This window comes from Arthrobacter sp. 210 2 (assembly GCF_059093025.1).
Genome location: NZ_JBNHIE010000002.1, coordinates 135,989 through 152,695, shown reverse-complemented (window position 1 = coordinate 152,695; position 16,707 = coordinate 135,989). Strand labels below are relative to the sequence as shown.

Sequence of the window (16,707 nt, the reverse complement as noted above, 5' to 3'; positions counted from 1 at the left end):
GGATGCCCTGCCCAAGGTGAACGGAACATTAACGACCGCGGGATATTGGCTTACAAATGCCGGGTCACCATTGCGCGGATCACATCTGCGGCCGTAGTGGGCCAGCCGCAAAATAAACGTCACAGGCAGCAAATAGACTGGACGGCATGGCTCCCGCAGCAGGACTTTCAGCAGGCAGGCGTTTCCTGCGCGGCCGTATCCGCACCGGACTGATCCGGAGCCGGAACTCGCTTGTTCCGGCCATCCAGATGACCGTGTGTGCGGTGGGTGCCTACGCCTTCGCCGAATACGTCCTGGGCCACTCGGGGCCGCTCTTCGCGGCCACCTCGTCGCTGATTGCGCTGGGGTTTTCCCGGGAACCGCGGCTGCGGCGCGTGGTGGAGGTGGGCCTGGGCTGCACCATCGGCATCGCGGTGGGTGACCTGCTCCTGCACTGGCTGGGCAGCGGAATCTGGCAGGCCGCCGTCGTCCTTCTGTTCTCCATCCTGCTGGCCCGCTTCCTGGACAGCGGCAACATCTTCACCACGCAGCTGGGCCTGCAGTCTCTCTTGGTAGTGCTGCTCCCGGCCCCGCCCGGCGGGCCCTTCACCCGGAGCATCGACGCCGTCATCGGCGGGCTGTTCGCCCTGCTGGTGACAATCCTGGTCCCCAAGGATCCCCGCAGGGAGCCCCGGAAGGACGTGCAGAAGCTCCTCCATGAGCTGGCGGAGGTGCTGCGTGAGTGCGCGGAGGCCTTGGCTGACAGCGATTCGACGCGGGCCTGGCATGCGCTGGTGCGGGGCAGGAACTGCCAGCCCCTGGTGGACGCTATGCGGCATTCGCTGCGGGCGTCGGGCGAGGTGGCCAGGCTCGCGCCCGCCTACCGCCGGCACCGTGAGGAACTGGACCAGCTGAAGCAGTCGCTCGATTTCATCGACCTGGCGCTGAGGAACAGCCGGGTTTTTGCGCGCCGCCTCACCAGCGCCATCAACCACGCCGCCCTCTCCGACGAAGCCACCGCGAACATTGCGGAGGTGCTGCAGGAGACCGCTGCCGCGATTGACGAATTGTCGCTGGGCCTCGCGGAAACGCACGACGGCGTCCGCCGCGCCCACCTGCGCACGGCCCGGCGGGACCTGAGCGAGATTGCGCTGCGGCTGCACCCGAGGCTGCTGGAGGTACAGCGGTTGGAAGGCGAAACCGTGGTGATGCTGTACCGGCCGCTGATGGTTGACCTGCTGGAGGCCACCGGCATGGACGCCCGCGAAGCCCGGGACGTGCTGCCGGCGCTTTAGTTCCCGGCGGCTGGGGACGAAACGGCGTCGTTCGGGTAGCGAAGCCCCAGCTGCTGCCGTGCTTCGTCAAGCAGCTGCATCACCTGCACCGTTTCGGTCCACGGCATCAGCGGGCTCTCCTGCAGGCCGGCGCGGATGCAGCGGGCCGTTTCGCGCAGTTCGTGGATGAAGCCTTCGGTGTCCTCGGGGAACTCCTCGATCCTGGTGCGGCCGTCGCGGCCGCAGATTTCCACAGTCCTTGGGTTGTACAGCGGAGCTCCTGTCCTGATCCAGCCCGCCGTTCCACTGAGGGTGACCATGCCCGGACCGGCGGCCTGGATCGATGAGATCAGCTGGGCTGCGGCGCCCTCCGGGTACTCAAGGGAGAGGGTGGTCTGCACGTCCACGCCGTCCTGGTTCAGATGCCCTTTGGCCTTGAGCGCGGCGGGAAATCCGAGGGCCGCCACCGCCCAGGTCAGCGGATACACCGCGAGATCCAGCAGCGCGCCGCCGCCGGCAGCCGGATCCCACAGCCTGTCGGTCGGATCGTACACAGCGGGGAACCCCAGATCCGCCTGCACCCAGCGGACGGCGCCGATCTCACCCTCGCGTATAAGCTGCAGGACGCGGCGGGTTGCCGGCAGGAAGCGGGTCCAGACTGCCTCCATCAGGAACAGTCCCCGTTCGCCGGCCAGCCGGACCAGCTCCCGGGCCTCGCGGGCGTTGATGGTGAGCGGCTTTTCGCACAGCACATGCTTGCCGGCGTCGAGGGCTGCACGGGCAACCTCGAAGTGCTGGGCGTGCGGCGTGGCGATGTACACCACGTCCACCAGGGGGTCGGCAAACAACTGCCGGTGGCCGGTTGCGGCCGGTGTGTCGTGGTAGCTCAGGGCAAAGCCGTGCTGCTCGGCGAAGGCGCGGGCGGAATCCTCGCTCCGGGAACTCACGGCCTGCAGTTCCGCGTCCTCAAGGCAGGCAAGGTCGCGGGTGACCCGGTGGGCGATCCTTCCCGTGGCAACAACACCCCACCGCAGGACGCGCTTGGCGTTGCCGGCGATGTTTTCTCCTGGCGCCCCCATCAGGCGGAGTCCCGGACCACGAGGGACGTGGGAATCTGCGTGACACGGTCGGCGTCCTTCCCCTGAATCAGGTTCACCAGGATCTCGGCCATTTTCTTTCCCATCTCGATAATCGGGTGATGGACCGTGGTCAGCTGGGGATTGACGGATGTGGCGAACGAATCGTCATCGAACCCCACCACCGCAACGTCATCGGGAATCCGCAGCCCGCGTTCCTGCAGTACCGTGTAGGCACCTGCGGCCATCTGGTCATTGGCGACAAAGAGCCCGTCCACCGGCCGCCCGCTGCCCAGCAGCCGGCGCATCGCTTTCGCTCCTGATGCAAGGGTGAAATCCCCGTACTCCACCAGGGAGTCATCCAGTCCGGCCTCCGCCATGGCCTTTCTCCAGCCGCTGACGCGGTCGATGCCCGGCGGCATGTCCTGGGGCCCGGCGATGGTGGCAATGTTGGTCCGCCCACGCTTGATCAGCAACCGGGTTGCTCCCGCGGCTGCGGCCTCGTTGTCCACGTCCACGTAGTAGCTGGCACTCTCGCCCAGCGGCCTGCCGGCGAACACCATGGGGATGTAGTCACTCAGGTGCGTCCAGGACCTGTCCCCCGCATGGTGTGACACCACCAGGGCACCGGCCACATTGCCGCCCAGCAGGAATGCCCTGGTCTTTTCCGGCTTGGCCTCGGAGGCGATCACCATGTTCAGCGTGTAGTCCGTGTCCGCCAGGTACAGGGCCACACCCTGCACCACTGACGCGAAGAACGGGTCCGCGAACACCTTGGACGTGGACTCCGGCACAATGAGCGTCACCGAGTTGGGCCGCCTGCTGGCCAGGGAACGCGCCGCCCGGTTGGGCGTGTAGTTCACTGCGAGAATGGCCTGCCGCACCTTGGCAGCTATCTCCTCATCGACGCTGGGCACGTCATTAACCACCCGCGAGACGGTGGCACGGGAGACGCCGGCCAGCGCTGCCACCATTTCAAGGGTGGGCGTTGGCCGGCTTCCGCTCGGGTCTGGCTTCACAATCTTCGCTCCGTGATCTAGCTGGCACAGTGATCTAGCTGGCACTGCGCCGGGGATTTCAGTTTAGGCGGGCAGGGATGCAGCGAGCCGGGAGGCGTTCCGCTTCGCGGCGGCAATCAGTTCCGCGTAGGCCTTGCCGCTATCCTTGACCGTTCTTTCGAAAGTGCCGTAGTTGACGCGGACAATACCGAAGCGCTTCCCGTAGCCCCACGACCATTCGAAGTTGTCCAGCAGGGACCAGACGAAGTAGCCGCGCACGTCCGCGCCCTGGTCTATTGCTTCGCCGACGGCGGCCACGTGCTCCAGGATGAACCCGGTCCGCTCTTCATCGTGCACGGCGCCGTCCGGGCTGACAATGTCCTCGTACGCGGCGCCGTTTTCGGTGATGTACAACGGCGGCAGCGACGGGTACTCCTCCCCCAGCCGGACCAGCAGGGTGCGCAGCCCGCCCGGGTTCACTTCCCAGCCCATTGCTGTCCGCGGCAGCCCGCGGCTGGGAAACGCGATGTCCTCGGAACCGATCCAGGGTGAGGCGGAGGGCCGTTCGGCGCCGCCGGAGTGGCCGTCGCTTCCGGCGTCGTCGGCGTGGCCGCTGATGAGGTCGTCGTGGTAGTGGTTCACTCCCAGGAAATCCAGCGGGGCGCTGATGGTTTCCAGGTCCCCCGGAAGAATGACGTCCTGCAAGCCGAACGGGGCCAGGTCACGGAGGGTGTCTTCCGGGTAGCTTCCCCGCAGGAGGGGGTCAAGGAAGATCCTGTTCTGCAGCGAATCGAACCGGCGTGCGGCGTCGAGGTCCACCGGGTCCGTGCTGTCCCGCGGGATGGAATTGCTCAGGTTGAGGGTGATCCCCAGCTGCTGCGCTCCGCGGCTGCGCAGCGCATTTACCGCCAGCCCGTGGGCCAGGTGCTGGTGGTGCACGGCGGCGATGGCCGCCGCCGGGTCCTGCCGGCCGGGAGCGTGGACGCCGGATCCGTAGCCGAGGAGTGAAGAGCAGAACGGCTCGTTGAACGTGGTCCAGTGGCGGACCCTGTCCCCCAGTGCCGAGTAGACGTCGTTTGCGTACTCCACGAACCGGTAGGCGGTGTCCCTGTTGGCCCAGCCGCCCTTTTCTTCAAGCGCCTGGGGCAGGTCCCAGTGGTAAAGGGTAAGCCACGGCAGGATGTCCGCTTCGAGGAGCTCATCCACCAGCCGGGAGTAGAAATCCAGGCCCTCGTGATTGATGCCCCTGTCCCCCGGCCGCACCCGGGCCCAGCTGGTGGAAAACCGGTAGGAGTCCAGTCCCAGCTCCTTTATCAGCCGGACGTCCTGGGGCATCCGGTGGTAGTGGTCCACTGCCTGCTCAAGGTTGTCGCCCTGGGCAATGGCGCCGGGAATCCTGGCAAAGTGGTCCCACACGGAGTCTTCCTTGCCGCCTTCGTGGCCGGCGCCCTCGATCTGTGCGGCCGCCGTCGCCGATCCCCACAGGAAGCCCTCGGGCCATTGCCTTGCGTACGTTGGGTGCTGCATTAGCCCTTCACTGCTCCTTGCATGATTCCTGAGATGAGTTGTTTGCCGGCCAGTACGAAGAGCACCAGCAGCGGGAGGGTTGCCAGCACCGCTCCGGCGAGGACTACGGAGTAGTCCACGTAGCGGGCAGACTGCAGTTGGCTGAGCGCCGTCTGCAAAGTGGGGTTGCCGGCGTCGAGCACCAGCAGCGGCCAGAGGAAGTCGGTCCAGGCCGTCATGAAAGTAAAGAGCCCCAGAATGGCCATGGCGGGCCGGGCGGCCGGGATGGCCACGTGCCGGAAAGTGGAAATCATGCTGGCGCCGTCCATCCTGGCGGACTCGATGAGTTCGTCCGGGATCACATCCACCAGGTACTGCCGCATGAAGAAGACGCCGAATGCCGTGACCAGCGTGGGCACCACCACGGCGCCGATCTCGCCGGTCCATCCCAGGGTGCGCATCACCATGAAGAGCGGGATGATGCCCAGCTGGGTGGGGATGGCCATGGTGGCCACGACCATCAGCATGAGCCCGTTCCGGCCCTTGAAGCGCAGTTTGGCGAAGGCGTACCCGGCAAGGGTGGAGAACCCGACCACCGAGACGGTGATGATGCAGGAAATCAGGACGCTGTTGCCCAGCGCGAGCCAGAACGGGATGGTGTCGAAGACCTCGCCCACATTGGTCCAGAAGTTTCCGCCCGGCAGCAGGGGCGGCCAGGTTTCACCGAGGGCCTCGTTGGAACGGCTGCCGATCACGGCGGACCACCAGAGGGGGTAGGCCGAGGACAGCAGGAACGCCAGGAGCAGGCCGTAGGTCAGGAATCCGGGCTTTTCCCCGGAGCCGAAAATGCGCTTGCGGAGGGTGGAACGGGCAGGCGCGGGCGCGGGTCTGCCGGCGGTGCTGGATCCGGCAGGCGCTGTCCCCTCGATGGTGCTCATCGCTTGGTCCTTTCGGCACGTTTCCGGGCAGCCCTGGAGGGCTTGGCGGCGTCGGCGGTGGCGATCCGCCGGGAGATGAGGTAGTTGATGATGCCGAACAGCACGATGATCAGGAAAAGCAGCCAGGCGATGGTGGATGCCTTGCCGAAGTTCTGGCGCTGGAAGGCCATTTCCCAGAGGTACAGGACCGTGGTCTGGAACTGCCGCTGGGAGCCGCCGGCTGTGGCGGGATCGAACAGGCGCGGTTCGGTGAAGATCTGCAGGCCCCCGATGGTGGACGTGATGACCACAAAAACCATGGTGGGACGGATGCTGGGCAGGGTGATGCTGAAGAACCGGCGGACGGCTCCGGCGCCGTCCAGGGCGGCGGACTCGTAGAGGTCGCGGGGAACGGCCTGCATTGCGGCCAGCAGGATCAGGGCGTTATAGCCGGTCCAGCGCCAGTTCACCATGGTGGCAATGGCGATGTGGCTGGGCAGTGTTTCGCTTTTCCACATCACGGGGTCCAGGCCGAAGTTGCCCAGCACGTTGTTGATCAGGCCGTACTGCTCGCCGAACATGTTGGTGAATATCATGGCCACGGCCACGGGCGTCACGATGTACGGCAGGAGGACGCTCATCCGCCAGAACGTCCTGGCCCGGATGTTCTGGTCGAGCATGGCGGCCAGGAAGAGCGCGACCGCGAGCTGCGGGATGGCGGAGAGCAGGAAGATGCTCACGGTGTTGAACAGGGAGTTCCAGAAGAAGCGGTCCTGCAGGACCTCCGTAAAGTTTTGCAGGCCCACGAATTCGCCCTGGCCCTTGAGCAGGTGCCAGTCGAAGAGGCTCACCACGAAGGTATAGATCAGGGGGAAGAGTCCCACCAGGGCGAAGAGGATGAAGAACGGGGCGATGTAGAGGTAGGGCGATGCTTTGACGTCGAAGACGTTAAGGCGCTGCCTGAAGGTGGGTTTCGGTTTGATGGCCGCGGGTTTCGCGGGGCGGTTCAGGGTGGTTGTCATGGGCTTTTGCCCTCCATCGGGGGGCCTCCCGTCGGGGAGGCCCCACAGCGGGTGGTGCTAGTTCTTTACGACCAGGTCGTTGAGGAGGGTCAGTGCTTCTGACCAGGCCTTGTCAGCGTCGGCGGTGCCGGCGTCGAGCATTTTCAGCGCGGGGCCGAACACGTTCTCCTGGATGACGGAATCGTCGGGTCCCTTGAACTGGGCCACCACACCTTTGGCGCGGTTGGCAAGGATGACGCCGGTGGGGGCGTTGTTGAAGAGCACGTTGGGGGTGGCGTCCGCTACGAGCTTCTCCTGCGCCTTGAGGGTGCTGGGGAAGTTGTTGGCGGCGGCCGACTGCTTGACCTGCTGCTCAGGTGCGGTCAGCCAGGCGGCGAGCTTTGCAGCTTCTGCCGGATGTTCGGAGGTCTTGGGCACGGAGAGGAAAGCGCCGCCCCAGTTGGAGGCCCCGCCGGGGAAGACGTCGGCGAAGTCCCAGCCGCTGTCCGTGCCGCCGCCTGCTGATTCCAGCTGGCCCTTGATGGTGCCGAGCATCCAGCCCGGGCAGACGAAGGTGGCAAAGGAGCCGTCAGTGAACGCCTTGCCGTTGCCCCAGTCCCATTGGGTCTGGTTGGCGGACAGTCCTGCGGCGGTACCGGCGGCCAGCAGCTCGAACTTGTCCTTCATCTCCGCGTTGCCGTCGACGTTAAGGTCGCCGTCCTTGGTGTAGTAGCCCTCTTCCATCTGGTTCACCATCGAGTTCCAGACGAAGCCGGACTGGTCGTACCAGGCCTTGCCGGTGGCCGCCTTGTACTGTTCGCCGAGCTTGAAGTAGGTCTCCCAGGTGGCGTCCTCGCCGCCGAAGAGCTTGGCGACGGATTCGCGGTCCTTGGGCAGGCCGGCAGCCTCAAACAGTTTCCCGTTGTAGCAAAGGCCCTGCGGTCCAATGTCTGTTCCGTACCCGATGACGCGGCCGTCCGGATCGGTGCCCTGCTTGAACTTCCAGTCCACCCAGTTGTCCTTGATGTCAGCTGCGCCGTGCTCGTTCAGGTCCACGAACTGGTCCGAGACTTCCATGATGGATCCCAGCCAGCCCTCCTCGATGGCGACGACGTCGCTCAGGCCGGAGCCGGCCGCGAGCTTGGTGAAGGCGTCGGTGCGGGCATTGGCTCCGCGGTCGATGTTGGTGGCCTTGATCTTGATTCCGGGGTTGGCCTGCTCGTATTCACCGTAAAGATCGTCGTAGCCGAACGTTCCGAAGGTGGTGACCGTGAGTTCCACGGGATTATCTGCGCTTGCTGCCTGTTCTGAACTGCCGCTGCAGCCGGTGGCCATCAGGGCCAGGGCCGCTGCGCCCGCGATGGCGGCCGCGGTATGTCGACGTGCGAATTTCAAGGTCACTCCTTTGTGGGGGAACTACCGGCGCTGAGAGAGCGCTCTCTGGCAAGTTCCTCAACTGTAAGCGTGGCGCAGATCACTGTCAAGAGAGCGCTCTCTGAACATCTCCGGAGCACCCCGGATCGGGAGTGGCCGGGCCTACAGCCGGGTGATTGAGCCTGTCGAAACGCCGGGCGCTGGATTGTCGGTGGCCGCCGCTAGGGTTGAACGCATGGCAACAAAGACTTCCCGGGCTTCCAAAGCGCCCGCCTACAAATGCGCCGAATGCGGCTGGACCACCGTCAAATGGGTGGGGCGCTGCGGCGAGTGCCAGGCGTGGGGCACCGTAGAGGAAACGGGCACGGCTGTTGCGCGTACGACGGCGGCCACAACGGTCCTTGAGCCGGCCCGCCGGATTGCCGAGGTTGACGCCACCACGGCGGCTTTCCTGCCCACGGGGGTGGATGAACTGGACCGTGTGCTCGGCGGCGGCCTGGTGCCGGGCGCGGTCATCCTGCTGGCGGGTGAGCCGGGTGTCGGCAAGTCCACCCTCCTGCTGGATGTCGCGGCGAAGTTCGCCCGGACGGCGCAGGACGTGCTGTACGTGACGGGCGAGGAATCCGCGGCGCAGGTGAAGCTGCGGGCGGAGCGGATCGACGCCGTCGCGGAATCCCTGTACCTCTCCGCCGAGACGGACCTGGGCCAGGCGCTGGGACAGGTGGAGAAGATCGAGCCGCGGCTCCTGATCGTGGACTCGGTCCAGACCCTGAGCAGCGCGGACGTGGACGGCAGTGCCGGCGGTGTCTCCCAGGTCCGCGAAGTGGCGGCCTCCATCATCGCCGCGGCAAAGCGCCGGAACATGACCACCCTGCTGGTGGGCCACGTGACCAAGGACGGGTCCATCGCCGGGCCCCGGCTGCTGGAGCACCTGGTGGATGTGGTGTGCCAGTTCGAAGGCGAACGGCACTCGCGGCTGCGGCTGCTCCGTGCGGTCAAGAACCGGTATGGACCCACCGACGACGTGGGCTGCTTCGACCTGAACGAAAACGGCATCGAAGGGCTCGCGGATCCCAGCGGACTGTTCGTCAGCCGCACCAAGGATCCGGTCTCCGGCACCTGCATCACCGTGACCATGGAAGGCCGCAGGCCGTTGCTCGCGGAGGTGCAGTCGCTGCTGGCCGAGAGCCCCAACTCGCAGCCGCGCCGTGCCACCAGCGGCCTGGACAGTTCCCGGGTCTCGATGCTCCTGGCGGTGCTGCAGCAGCGTGCCGGAACCCTGCTGCACAAGGACGATTCCTATGTGGCCACCGTGGGCGGCGTGAAGCTGAGTGAACCTGCCACGGACCTGGCGGTTGCCCTTGCCGTGGCTTCAGCCAAGGCGCGCAAACCCCTGCCCATCCGGCTGATTGCCTTCGGCGAGGTGGGGCTCGCGGGTGAGGTCCGGCCGGTGCCCGGCATCAACCAGCGCATCCAGGAAGCCCACCGGCTGGGGTTCACCCACGCAGTGGTCCCGGCAAGCCATGCCGGGCCGGGACCCATACCCGCCGGGTTCTCCGTGCGGGAAGTGGAGCACCTGACGGAGGCGCTGAGTTTGCTGATCGGGTAGCAGCTAAGGGTGCCGCGGAAGCTGCTCCGGATCGTCCCGGTGGGCGTTGAAGAGCCAGCCGGACACATCGCTGCGGAGCACCAGCAGCGGGCCGCCGGTGGCGCTGACGTTTCCGGTGGGCACGTAGTACCCGCGCCCGTTTCCGGGGCCGCCCGCAGCACGGTCCAGGGCATCGAGCAGGTGCCGCGGCAGGTGGCCCTGCGGGCCAAGGCTGCGAAGCTCATCAAGTTCTTCCGGCGTCAGCCGGCCCAAAACCTCAGCAATGTTGGCCATGACGGGTCCCTTCGAGGAAAGTGCCTGAAGGAATAACCTAAAGCAGGGCCGTGAACTGCCGGTTAACGCTGGACGGCGAATTTGCTACTTGTTGAATGCGGCTGGAAATGGAGGACACATGCCGGTCCGAAGCGCAGGAATCCTTCTGTACAGGCTGGGCACAACGCCCGGGGCCGCCGCCGGCCAACAGCCAGCCAGCGCATCCGATGTTCCCGGGGCACTGCAGGTGTGGATCGCCCACATGGGCGGGCCATTCTGGGCCCGCAAGGACGCGCACGCGTGGTCCATTCCGAAAGGCGAGTACACCGAGGACGAGGATCCGCTCGCGGCCGCCCTGCGGGAATTCGCCGAGGAAATGGGAACTCCCGCACCTGCTGCTGACTACGAACACCTGGGCGAATTCCGCCAGCCCTCCGGCAAGATCATCACCGTTTATGCGGCCGATCAGGACTTCCAGCCGGAACGGATTGCCAGCAACACTTTTCCCCTCGAGTGGCCCAAGGGGTCAGGCAGGATCCAGGAGTACCCGGAGATCGATGACGCCCGCTGGTTCCCACTACCGGAGGCAAGGCTCAAGCTGGTCAAGGGCCAGATTCCGGTCCTCGACGCCCTCGCCGAGCACGTCCGCGCGAAGTCCTGGTAAGCGAACTTCCAGTACGCCGGGTCACAGTCAAGGGGCCTGCACCGGAAGCTGCCCGCCCACGGCCCAGGACACACGAAGGCCGGGAATCCGCTGGGATTCCCGGCCTTCGTGTCTGCGCCAGACGTTGCATGTTGTCAGGCAGCTGCGTGGATTCGCCCTGCCATCGTGTTGGCTGATGCAACCTTGACCACGGTCACGTCGTCTCCGCAGCACACCATGGTCCTGCCCGCGCCGTCGTCCCGGATCATCCAAAAGACACTGCGGTCCGCGGCGATCATGTCGATGATTCCGGACATTGGGCCGTGGCCGCCCGTGTGGACCTCGACGTGGTCCTTGCGGCAGAGCCTGGACCAGTCAGGAAGGGGCGGTGCGGCGCTTACTGTTCCCCGGCGGGCCGGTTTGTGGATGTACATGGTGCCTCTCCAAAGGGCTCTCTGCTAGAAGTTTCCGCCGTCGGCCTTGACCGCAAGCACCGGCCGGTCCGCCTGCATCAGGATGCGCTGCGCGTGGCTGCCCAGGATGAACTTCCCCACCTGGGTGCGGTGCCGGAGGCCGATCACGATCAGGGATGCATTGGCGTCCCGGGCCACATCCAGGAACTCGTCGGCGAGATCATGCTGGTACGGCGGCTGGATGACGCTCGCCTGGACACCGGCCTCGGTGGCCCGGCGGGCGGCCTGCTCCAGCAGCTCTTCGGGTGCCACCGACTTGTCCACCAGTGCGCCTTCCCGGGCGGAGTTGACGATCAGGAGATCCTCATTCCGCAGGCGGGCTTCGGCGATGCCGGCCTTGAGGGCGGCTTCTCCCGCGGGTGTTGGAACGAATCCGACGACGATGCTCATACTTTCTCCTTGATGTCCGGCCGGGCTGCAGATGCAGTAGCGGGTAGCTTGCGCTTGGCGATGGAGGTGCGGATAAACGGCAGCACTGCCACCAGGACAAAAACGACCAGCAGTGTGGCCGAAATGGGACGGCCGAAGAAGCCCAGTGGGTCACCGCCAAAGACCAGCAGGGAACGCCGCATGGAGCTCTCGAGCAGCTCGCCCAGTACAAAGGCGAGCACCAGGGGGCCCGGTTCGAAGCCGAACTTCTTCATGAGGTAGCCGATGATGCCGAAGACCACCACGAGCATGACATCAAACATGCTGTTGTTGATGGTGTAGGCGCCAAGCAGCGTGATCAGAGCAGTGACGGGAGCCAGGATGGCTGCGCGGACGCGCAGGATCCTGACGAAGATTCCCACAAGCGGCAGGCTCATGATCAGCAGGAGGATGTTGCCGATGTACATCGAGTTCACAACGCCCCAGAACAGATCCGGGTTCTGTTCCACCAGCTGCGGGCCGGGGGTCACACCCTGGATGAGCAGCGCACCGAACATCAGTGCCATGGTGGCGTTGGCCGGAATGCCAAGCGTCAGCAGCGGAATGAACGACGACGTGGCCGCAGCGTTGTTGGCCGTCTCCGGGCCGGCGACGCCTTCCGGCGCTCCCTTGCCGAACCGCTCGGGCTGCTTGGCCCGCTTCTTCTCCATGGCGTAGGAGGCCATGGAGGCAATGGTGGCGCCACCGCCCGGGAGGATGCCCAGGAAGAAGCCGAGGACGGATCCGCGGCCGATGGAACCGGAGGCCTGCTTGAGGTCCTTGCGGGACGGCCAGACGTTGGCCACTTTCGACGGCGCCTTCGCGGCCCGGTGCCGTTCCTCCAGGTTGTAGAGGATTTCACCCAGCCCGAAGATGCCCATGGCAATCGGCACGAAGTCGATGCCGTCGGCCAGCTGCAGGCTGCCGAAGGTGAACCGGCTTTCCCCGGTGAAGACGTCCCGGCCCACTGTCGCGAGCAGGAGACCGAGGGCGGCGGCAATCAGCGCCTTGGCTTTCGCGCCGCTGCTGATGGTTGCCACCAGGAGGATGCCCAGCAGCGCAAGGGCGGTGTACTCCGGCGGGCCGAAGTCCAGCGCGAAGCTGGCAACGATGGGCGCCAGGAACGTCAGGCCGATGATGGCTGCCGTGCCGCCAACAAAGGATCCGATGGATGCAAGTCCCAAAGCGGTGCCGGCCTTCCCCTGCCGGGCCATCTGGTAGCCGTCAAAAACCGTGACGACGGAGGACGCTTCGCCGGGAAGCCGGAGGAGTACGGAGGTGATGGTGCCGCCGTACTGGGCGCCGTAGAAAATGCCGGCCAGCATGATGATGGCGGTGACGGGTTCCACGTTGTAGGTCAGCGGCAGCAGGATGGCGATGGTTGCCGCGGGCCCCAGTCCGGGCAGTACGCCGATCAGCATGCCGATGACGACGCCGACCAGGCAGTAGAGGAGGTTGGTCGGCTCCAGGACAACCGCAAATCCGTTGATAACGGGATTCAGAAAATCCACGGGGGTCTCCTAGAAGAGGTGGGGGATGGAAGTGCCGAGCGCCAGGACAAAGATGCCGTAGAACGCCGCGACAATGATGACGCTGACCAGCAGGGTGGAACGCCAGGTCTCGCCGCCCAGGAAGCGCATCCAGATGATGCAGAGGATCAGCGCCGGGATCTCGAAACCGATAAGCGGCATGAGGGCAACCATCGCTGCCAGTGTCACCACGCCTGTGAGAGGGGCAAGGGACATGCGCGTGAACTTTTCGGCATCCCGGTTGTGCCGGCCCAGGACCAGCTGGAACAGGCCCAGCGCCACCATGACGCAGCTGATGATGAAGGGCCAAAGGCCCGGCTGCGGGCTGGCCGGGGTGCCCAGTCCCATGGCGACGGACAGGATGATGGCACCGATCCCGACGCCGAGGACCACCAGCGAGGATGCCATGCTGGCGAGCGGACCGGCCGCCGGCGGCTTTTCCTCTTCCCATTGGGCTGCCAGTTGCTCCGGTGTCAGTTCATCAAGGACGTCGCCCGGGACGTCGTTATGAGCGTGGGGGGTGCCCCCGCCGGAGGGAGCAGCCATGCTGCTTCCTCCGGCGGGTACTGCGGGGGTTCCTTTCACAGGAATCACTTATTTCCGCTCAGGCTGATGTCGTACTTCTCCACCAGCTCCTTGTACTTCGCTGCGTAGCCCTTCCACTCGGTGACTACTTCCTCGCCGGAGATCTCCTTGGGCGTCAGCATGTTCTTCTTGTTGAACTCCTTGTAGGCCTCGGACTTGAAGGTCTCCTGGAATGCCGAGTACAGCTTGTCCTTGACGTCCTGGGGAGTGCCCTTGGGGGCGGCGACCGCCCGGTACTGCGCCACCGGAACGTCGTATCCGGCTTCCTTGGCGGTGGGGGTGTCGGGCAGGAAGCTGTTGCGCTCCTCCGAGAAGACCAGCAGCGGGGATACCTTGCCGGCCTCGATCTGGGGCATGGCCTCGCCCAGCTGGATGGTGGCGAGTTCCACCTGGTTGCCCAGGACGGCCGTCAACGCCGGCTTGCCGCTGTCGAACGGGATGTCCGTGCCGGTGACGCTGGCCTGCTTGAAGAGCACGGTCTGCGCCAGCTGGCTTCCGGTGCCAACGCCGGTGGTGCCGAAGGTGACGTTGCGGCCGGCGTCGGTCACGTCCTTGAAGGACTTGAAGCCGGACTCCGGGCTGGCCACCAGGACGTAGTCGTCCTGGGACAGGCCGGCAATGATGTCCAGATCGTCGATGTTGACCGCTTCGTCGGCGGAGACTGCCAGCGGCGTGATGGTGATCAGGGACGCGGTCAGCAGGACCAGTTCCTGCCCGTCGGCCGGCTTGCCGGCAACTTCCTTGGTAGCGAGTGCTCCGTTGGCGCCGGGCTTGTTGACCACGGGCATCGGCTTGCCGAGCGTCTTCGAGGCTCCCTCGGCAAGGGCACGGGCGATCAGGTCGGTGCTGCCGCCGGCTGCCTGGCCGACCGTGAGGTTGACCGGTCCGGAGGGGTACTCGGCCGTGGTGGACTGGCCACCGGCGACGTTGCCGCAGGCAGTCATGGCCAGCAGGGTGATGGCCGATGCCGCGCCGAGGACCGAGCGGCGGGTGGGGAAGTGCTTCATTGGGACTCCTCATAAAAGCTCCGGGATGCTCCCGGACGGTGCTGTGAACCGAATCACTTCGGGTTGCTGGATCGAGTTTAGGGACGCGTTATGATGCCTGTCTAAGCCCAAATCAGCATCAAGTGATACCCGGAAGGCATCATGTTTACGTTTGACCAGCTGGCGGGATTTATTACCGTCGCAGAGGAACTCCACTTTGGGCGCGCCGCGGAGCGGCTCAACATGACCCAGCCGCCTCTCAGCCGGCAGATCCAGAAACTGGAGAAAATCATCGGCGCTGAGCTCCTTGAGCGGGACAACAGGCGGGTGGAGCTCACCTCGGCAGGGGAGACGTTCCTTGAGGAAGCGCGCCGGCTGATGGCGCTGGCGGAGCGTGCCCCGGTCACAGCCCGCCGCATCGCGTCCGGACGCTCGGGCGTCCTGCGGATCGGCTTCACGGCAGCAAGTGGTTTCAGCATCCTGGGCCCTCTGCTGGAAGAGATCTCGGGCATCATGCCGGACGTGGACATCGACCTGCAGGAGTTGGTGACGCGCGAGCAGCTCAACGGCCTGCTGACCGGCGAACTCGACCTTGGCTTCGCGCGCCCTCCCTTTGACAGCGAAACCTTTGATTCGCACCTGCTCTACCGCGAGTCCATGGTGCTGGCGGTCCCCTCGGGCCATCCCTTGACGCTGTTGGGACGGGACCTCACCGCCGAGGATTTCAAGGACGAGCCCCTGATTATGCACTCCCCCACCCAGGCGCGCTATTTCTATGACCTGGTGGTCCGCATGCTCCCCATCCAGCATGCCAACGTGGTGCACACGGTCAGCCAGATCCTCACGATGGTCTCGCTCGTTGCGGCAAAACGCGGGCTGGCCTTCGTGCCCCATTCGGCTACCCTCCTGGGCATCAAAGGCGTGGAATTCCTGCCGTTGGAAGCAGGGAGGGAGGAACAGGTGGAGCTGCACGCGCTCTGGAACCGCAGGATCACCAACCCGGCACTGGCCCGCCTCCTGCGCGACCTTGAGTTTGCCATGGAGTAGACGGCACACGGATCATGCACCGAAGGTATCAATACATACAAAAATGCACTTAGACAGGCATTACGTCCTCTGCCTAACCTGAACAGGAATCCACCACCAGCCGCCCTCCCGGCGCTCACACAGAGGACAACATCGTGGCAAAGTACACCCCGCAGGAACTGGCAAACACCCTGAAAGACGGCCTGCTGTCGTTCCCGGTGACGTCCTTTGACAGCCAGCTGCAGTTCGACGAGGAAAATTACCGGAAGCACCTTGCCTGGCAGGCGAGCTTCCCGGTGGCAGGCCTGTTCGCAGCGGGCGGCACCGGCGAAGGCTTCTCCCTCACCCCCGCCGAATCCGCCCACGTGGTGCGCACCGCCGTCGAAGAAGTCGGCAACCAGGTGCCGGTACTTGCATCAGCCGGCGGATCAACAGCACAGGCAATTGAGAATGCCAAGGCTGCAGAAGCAGCAGGCGCTGACGGCCTCCTGCTCCTCCCGCCGTACCTGACCGAAGCCGACCAGGGCGGCCTGATCGACCACGTCAGCGCCATCTGCAGCGCCACCTCGCTGGGTGTCATCATCTACAACCGCGCCAACGCCATTTACAAGGACACCACTGTTGCCACCCTCGCGGACCGGCACGAAAACCTCATCGGCTTCAAGGACGGTGTTGGCGACCTCGAACACGACGCCCGCGTTTACGCCAAGCTTGGCGACCGCCTCTTCTACCTGGGCGGCCTTCCCACCGCGGAAACCTTCGCCCTCCCCCTGCTGCAGCTGGGCATGAGCACCTACTCCAGCGCGATGTACAACTTCGTCCCGCAGTTCGCGCTGGACTTCTACCAGGATGTCCGCAACAACGACCGCGTGGCCGTCAACAAGAAGCTGAACGACTTCGTGATCCCTTACCTGGATATCCGTGACCGCGTGAAGGGCTACGCTGTCTCCATCGTCAAGGGCGGTCTGGACGCCATCGGCCGCTCCGCCGGCCCGGTCCGTCCCCCTCTGCAGAACATGGCGGAGCAGGACCTGGCGGACCTCAAGGCCCTTATCGCCCGCGTATCCTGAC

The 16,707-nt window shown here is 65.3% G+C and carries 17 protein-coding genes; 5 read left to right on the top strand and 12 right to left on the bottom strand.

What is annotated here, in order from left to right; genetic code table 11:
• Positions 1-146 precede the first annotated feature (146 nt).
• Complete coding sequence (locus AC5RWA_RS05120) at positions 147-1,274, top strand: FUSC family protein (protein ID WP_494056797.1); 1,128 nt, start codon at positions 147-149, stop codon at positions 1,272-1,274.
• On the opposite strand, the gene AC5RWA_RS05115 is transcribed toward AC5RWA_RS05120, so the two are convergent.
• From AC5RWA_RS05115 to AC5RWA_RS05090, 6 genes are all read right to left on the bottom strand, one after another.
• A complete protein-coding gene (locus tag AC5RWA_RS05115; protein WP_494056796.1) occupies positions 1,271-2,332 on the bottom strand; it encodes a Gfo/Idh/MocA family protein in 1,062 nt (353 codons plus the stop codon). The genes AC5RWA_RS05120 and AC5RWA_RS05115 overlap by 4 nt on opposite strands.
• Complete coding sequence (locus tag AC5RWA_RS05110) at positions 2,332-3,348, bottom strand: LacI family DNA-binding transcriptional regulator (protein WP_494056795.1); 1,017 nt, start codon at positions 3,346-3,348, stop codon at positions 2,332-2,334. The genes AC5RWA_RS05115 and AC5RWA_RS05110 overlap by 1 nt, the downstream gene beginning before the upstream one ends.
• 63 nt (positions 3,349-3,411) lie before the next feature.
• Positions 3,412-4,854 (bottom strand): GH1 family beta-glucosidase, encoded by a 1,443-nt coding sequence (locus AC5RWA_RS05105; RefSeq protein WP_494056794.1) that lies wholly within the window; start codon positions 4,852-4,854, stop codon positions 3,412-3,414.
• Entirely contained in the window at positions 4,854-5,771 is a 918-nt protein-coding gene (locus AC5RWA_RS05100) for a carbohydrate ABC transporter permease (RefSeq protein WP_115523991.1), read from the bottom strand. Before AC5RWA_RS05100 ends, AC5RWA_RS05105 begins: the two co-directional genes overlap by 1 nt.
• Positions 5,768-6,772, bottom strand: a complete 1,005-nt coding sequence (locus tag AC5RWA_RS05095) for a carbohydrate ABC transporter permease (RefSeq protein WP_494056793.1) — start codon at positions 6,770-6,772, stop codon at positions 5,768-5,770. Before AC5RWA_RS05095 ends, AC5RWA_RS05100 begins: the two co-directional genes overlap by 4 nt.
• 57 nt (positions 6,773-6,829) lie before the next feature.
• A complete protein-coding gene (locus AC5RWA_RS05090; RefSeq protein WP_494057072.1) occupies positions 6,830-8,086 on the bottom strand; it encodes an ABC transporter substrate-binding protein in 1,257 nt (418 codons plus the stop codon).
• A gap of 274 nt (positions 8,087-8,360) precedes the next feature.
• On the opposite strand from AC5RWA_RS05090, the gene radA reads away from it, so the two are divergent.
• Complete coding sequence (gene radA, locus AC5RWA_RS05085; protein ID WP_079596813.1) at positions 8,361-9,734, top strand: DNA repair protein RadA; 1,374 nt, start codon at positions 8,361-8,363, stop codon at positions 9,732-9,734.
• A 3-nt stretch (positions 9,735-9,737) separates the two neighbouring features.
• On the opposite strand, the gene AC5RWA_RS05080 is transcribed toward radA, so the two are convergent.
• Positions 9,738-10,007 (bottom strand): hypothetical protein, encoded by a 270-nt coding sequence (locus AC5RWA_RS05080; protein WP_494056792.1) that lies wholly within the window; start codon positions 10,005-10,007, stop codon positions 9,738-9,740.
• 118 nt (positions 10,008-10,125) lie between these two features.
• Between AC5RWA_RS05080 and AC5RWA_RS05075 the strand changes: the two genes are divergently transcribed.
• On the top strand, positions 10,126-10,650 hold the full coding sequence (locus tag AC5RWA_RS05075; RefSeq protein ID WP_494056791.1) for an NUDIX hydrolase: 525 nt from the start codon (positions 10,126-10,128) through the stop codon (positions 10,648-10,650).
• Between the two features lie 134 nt (positions 10,651-10,784).
• On the opposite strand, the gene AC5RWA_RS05070 is transcribed toward AC5RWA_RS05075, so the two are convergent.
• The 5 genes from AC5RWA_RS05070 to AC5RWA_RS05050 are packed head-to-tail and all read right to left on the bottom strand — an operon-like array spanning position 10,785 to position 14,631.
• On the bottom strand, positions 10,785-11,063 hold the full coding sequence (locus tag AC5RWA_RS05070; RefSeq protein WP_494056790.1) for a hypothetical protein: 279 nt from the start codon (positions 11,061-11,063) through the stop codon (positions 10,785-10,787).
• A gap of 24 nt (positions 11,064-11,087) precedes the next feature.
• Positions 11,088-11,492, bottom strand: coding sequence for a universal stress protein (locus tag AC5RWA_RS05065; RefSeq protein WP_275729686.1), 405 nt, complete (start codon positions 11,490-11,492; stop codon positions 11,088-11,090).
• Positions 11,489-13,021 (bottom strand): tripartite tricarboxylate transporter permease, encoded by a 1,533-nt coding sequence (locus AC5RWA_RS05060; RefSeq protein WP_494056789.1) that lies wholly within the window; start codon positions 13,019-13,021, stop codon positions 11,489-11,491. Before AC5RWA_RS05060 ends, AC5RWA_RS05065 begins: the two co-directional genes overlap by 4 nt.
• Before the next feature lie 9 nt (positions 13,022-13,030).
• A complete protein-coding gene (locus AC5RWA_RS05055) occupies positions 13,031-13,585 on the bottom strand; it encodes a tripartite tricarboxylate transporter TctB family protein (RefSeq protein WP_494056788.1) in 555 nt (184 codons plus the stop codon).
• A 44-nt stretch (positions 13,586-13,629) separates the two neighbouring features.
• Positions 13,630-14,631, bottom strand: a complete 1,002-nt coding sequence (locus AC5RWA_RS05050; protein WP_115523982.1) for a Bug family tripartite tricarboxylate transporter substrate binding protein — start codon at positions 14,629-14,631, stop codon at positions 13,630-13,632.
• A 141-nt stretch (positions 14,632-14,772) separates the two neighbouring features.
• Here AC5RWA_RS05050 and AC5RWA_RS05045 point away from each other — a divergent pair, with 141 nt between their 5' ends.
• Positions 14,773-15,657 carry a LysR family transcriptional regulator gene (locus AC5RWA_RS05045; protein ID WP_494056787.1) on the top strand — a complete coding sequence of 295 codons (885 nt, stop codon included), beginning with the start codon at positions 14,773-14,775 and terminating at the stop codon, positions 15,655-15,657.
• Positions 15,658-15,791: 134 nt separating this feature from the next.
• On the top strand, positions 15,792-16,706 hold the full coding sequence (kdgD, locus tag AC5RWA_RS05040) for a 5-dehydro-4-deoxyglucarate dehydratase (RefSeq protein ID WP_476244659.1): 915 nt from the start codon (positions 15,792-15,794) through the stop codon (positions 16,704-16,706).
• The last annotated feature ends 1 nt before the right edge of the window (position 16,707 follow it).

Bases quoted from the DNA above. Each gene is read 5' to 3' on its own strand.
- AC5RWA_RS05075 (WP_494056791.1), top strand. From the start codon at position 10,126: ATGCCGGTCCGAAGCGCAGGAATCCTTCTGTACAGGCTGGGCACAACG.
- AC5RWA_RS05095 (WP_494056793.1), bottom strand. From the start codon at position 6,772: ATGACAACCACCCTGAACCGCCCCGCGAAACCCGCGGCCATCAAACCG.
- AC5RWA_RS05120 (WP_494056797.1), top strand. From the start codon at position 147: ATGGCTCCCGCAGCAGGACTTTCAGCAGGCAGGCGTTTCCTGCGCGGC.
- AC5RWA_RS05105 (WP_494056794.1), bottom strand. From the start codon at position 4,854: ATGCAGCACCCAACGTACGCAAGGCAATGGCCCGAGGGCTTCCTGTGG.
- AC5RWA_RS05055 (WP_494056788.1), bottom strand. From the start codon at position 13,585: ATGGCTGCTCCCTCCGGCGGGGGCACCCCCCACGCTCATAACGACGTC.
- AC5RWA_RS05050 (WP_115523982.1), bottom strand. From the start codon at position 14,631: ATGAAGCACTTCCCCACCCGCCGCTCGGTCCTCGGCGCGGCATCGGCC.
- AC5RWA_RS05080 (WP_494056792.1), bottom strand. From the start codon at position 10,007: ATGGCCAACATTGCTGAGGTTTTGGGCCGGCTGACGCCGGAAGAACTT.
- AC5RWA_RS05100 (WP_115523991.1), bottom strand. From the start codon at position 5,771: ATGAGCACCATCGAGGGGACAGCGCCTGCCGGATCCAGCACCGCCGGC.
- AC5RWA_RS05090 (WP_494057072.1), bottom strand. From the start codon at position 8,086: ATGGCCACCGGCTGCAGCGGCAGTTCAGAACAGGCAGCAAGCGCAGAT.
- AC5RWA_RS05115 (WP_494056796.1), bottom strand. From the start codon at position 2,332: ATGGGGGCGCCAGGAGAAAACATCGCCGGCAACGCCAAGCGCGTCCTG.
- radA (WP_079596813.1), top strand. From the start codon at position 8,361: ATGGCAACAAAGACTTCCCGGGCTTCCAAAGCGCCCGCCTACAAATGC.
- AC5RWA_RS05065 (WP_275729686.1), bottom strand. From the start codon at position 11,492: ATGAGCATCGTCGTCGGATTCGTTCCAACACCCGCGGGAGAAGCCGCC.
- AC5RWA_RS05070 (WP_494056790.1), bottom strand. From the start codon at position 11,063: ATGTACATCCACAAACCGGCCCGCCGGGGAACAGTAAGCGCCGCACCG.
- AC5RWA_RS05045 (WP_494056787.1), top strand. From the start codon at position 14,773: ATGTTTACGTTTGACCAGCTGGCGGGATTTATTACCGTCGCAGAGGAA.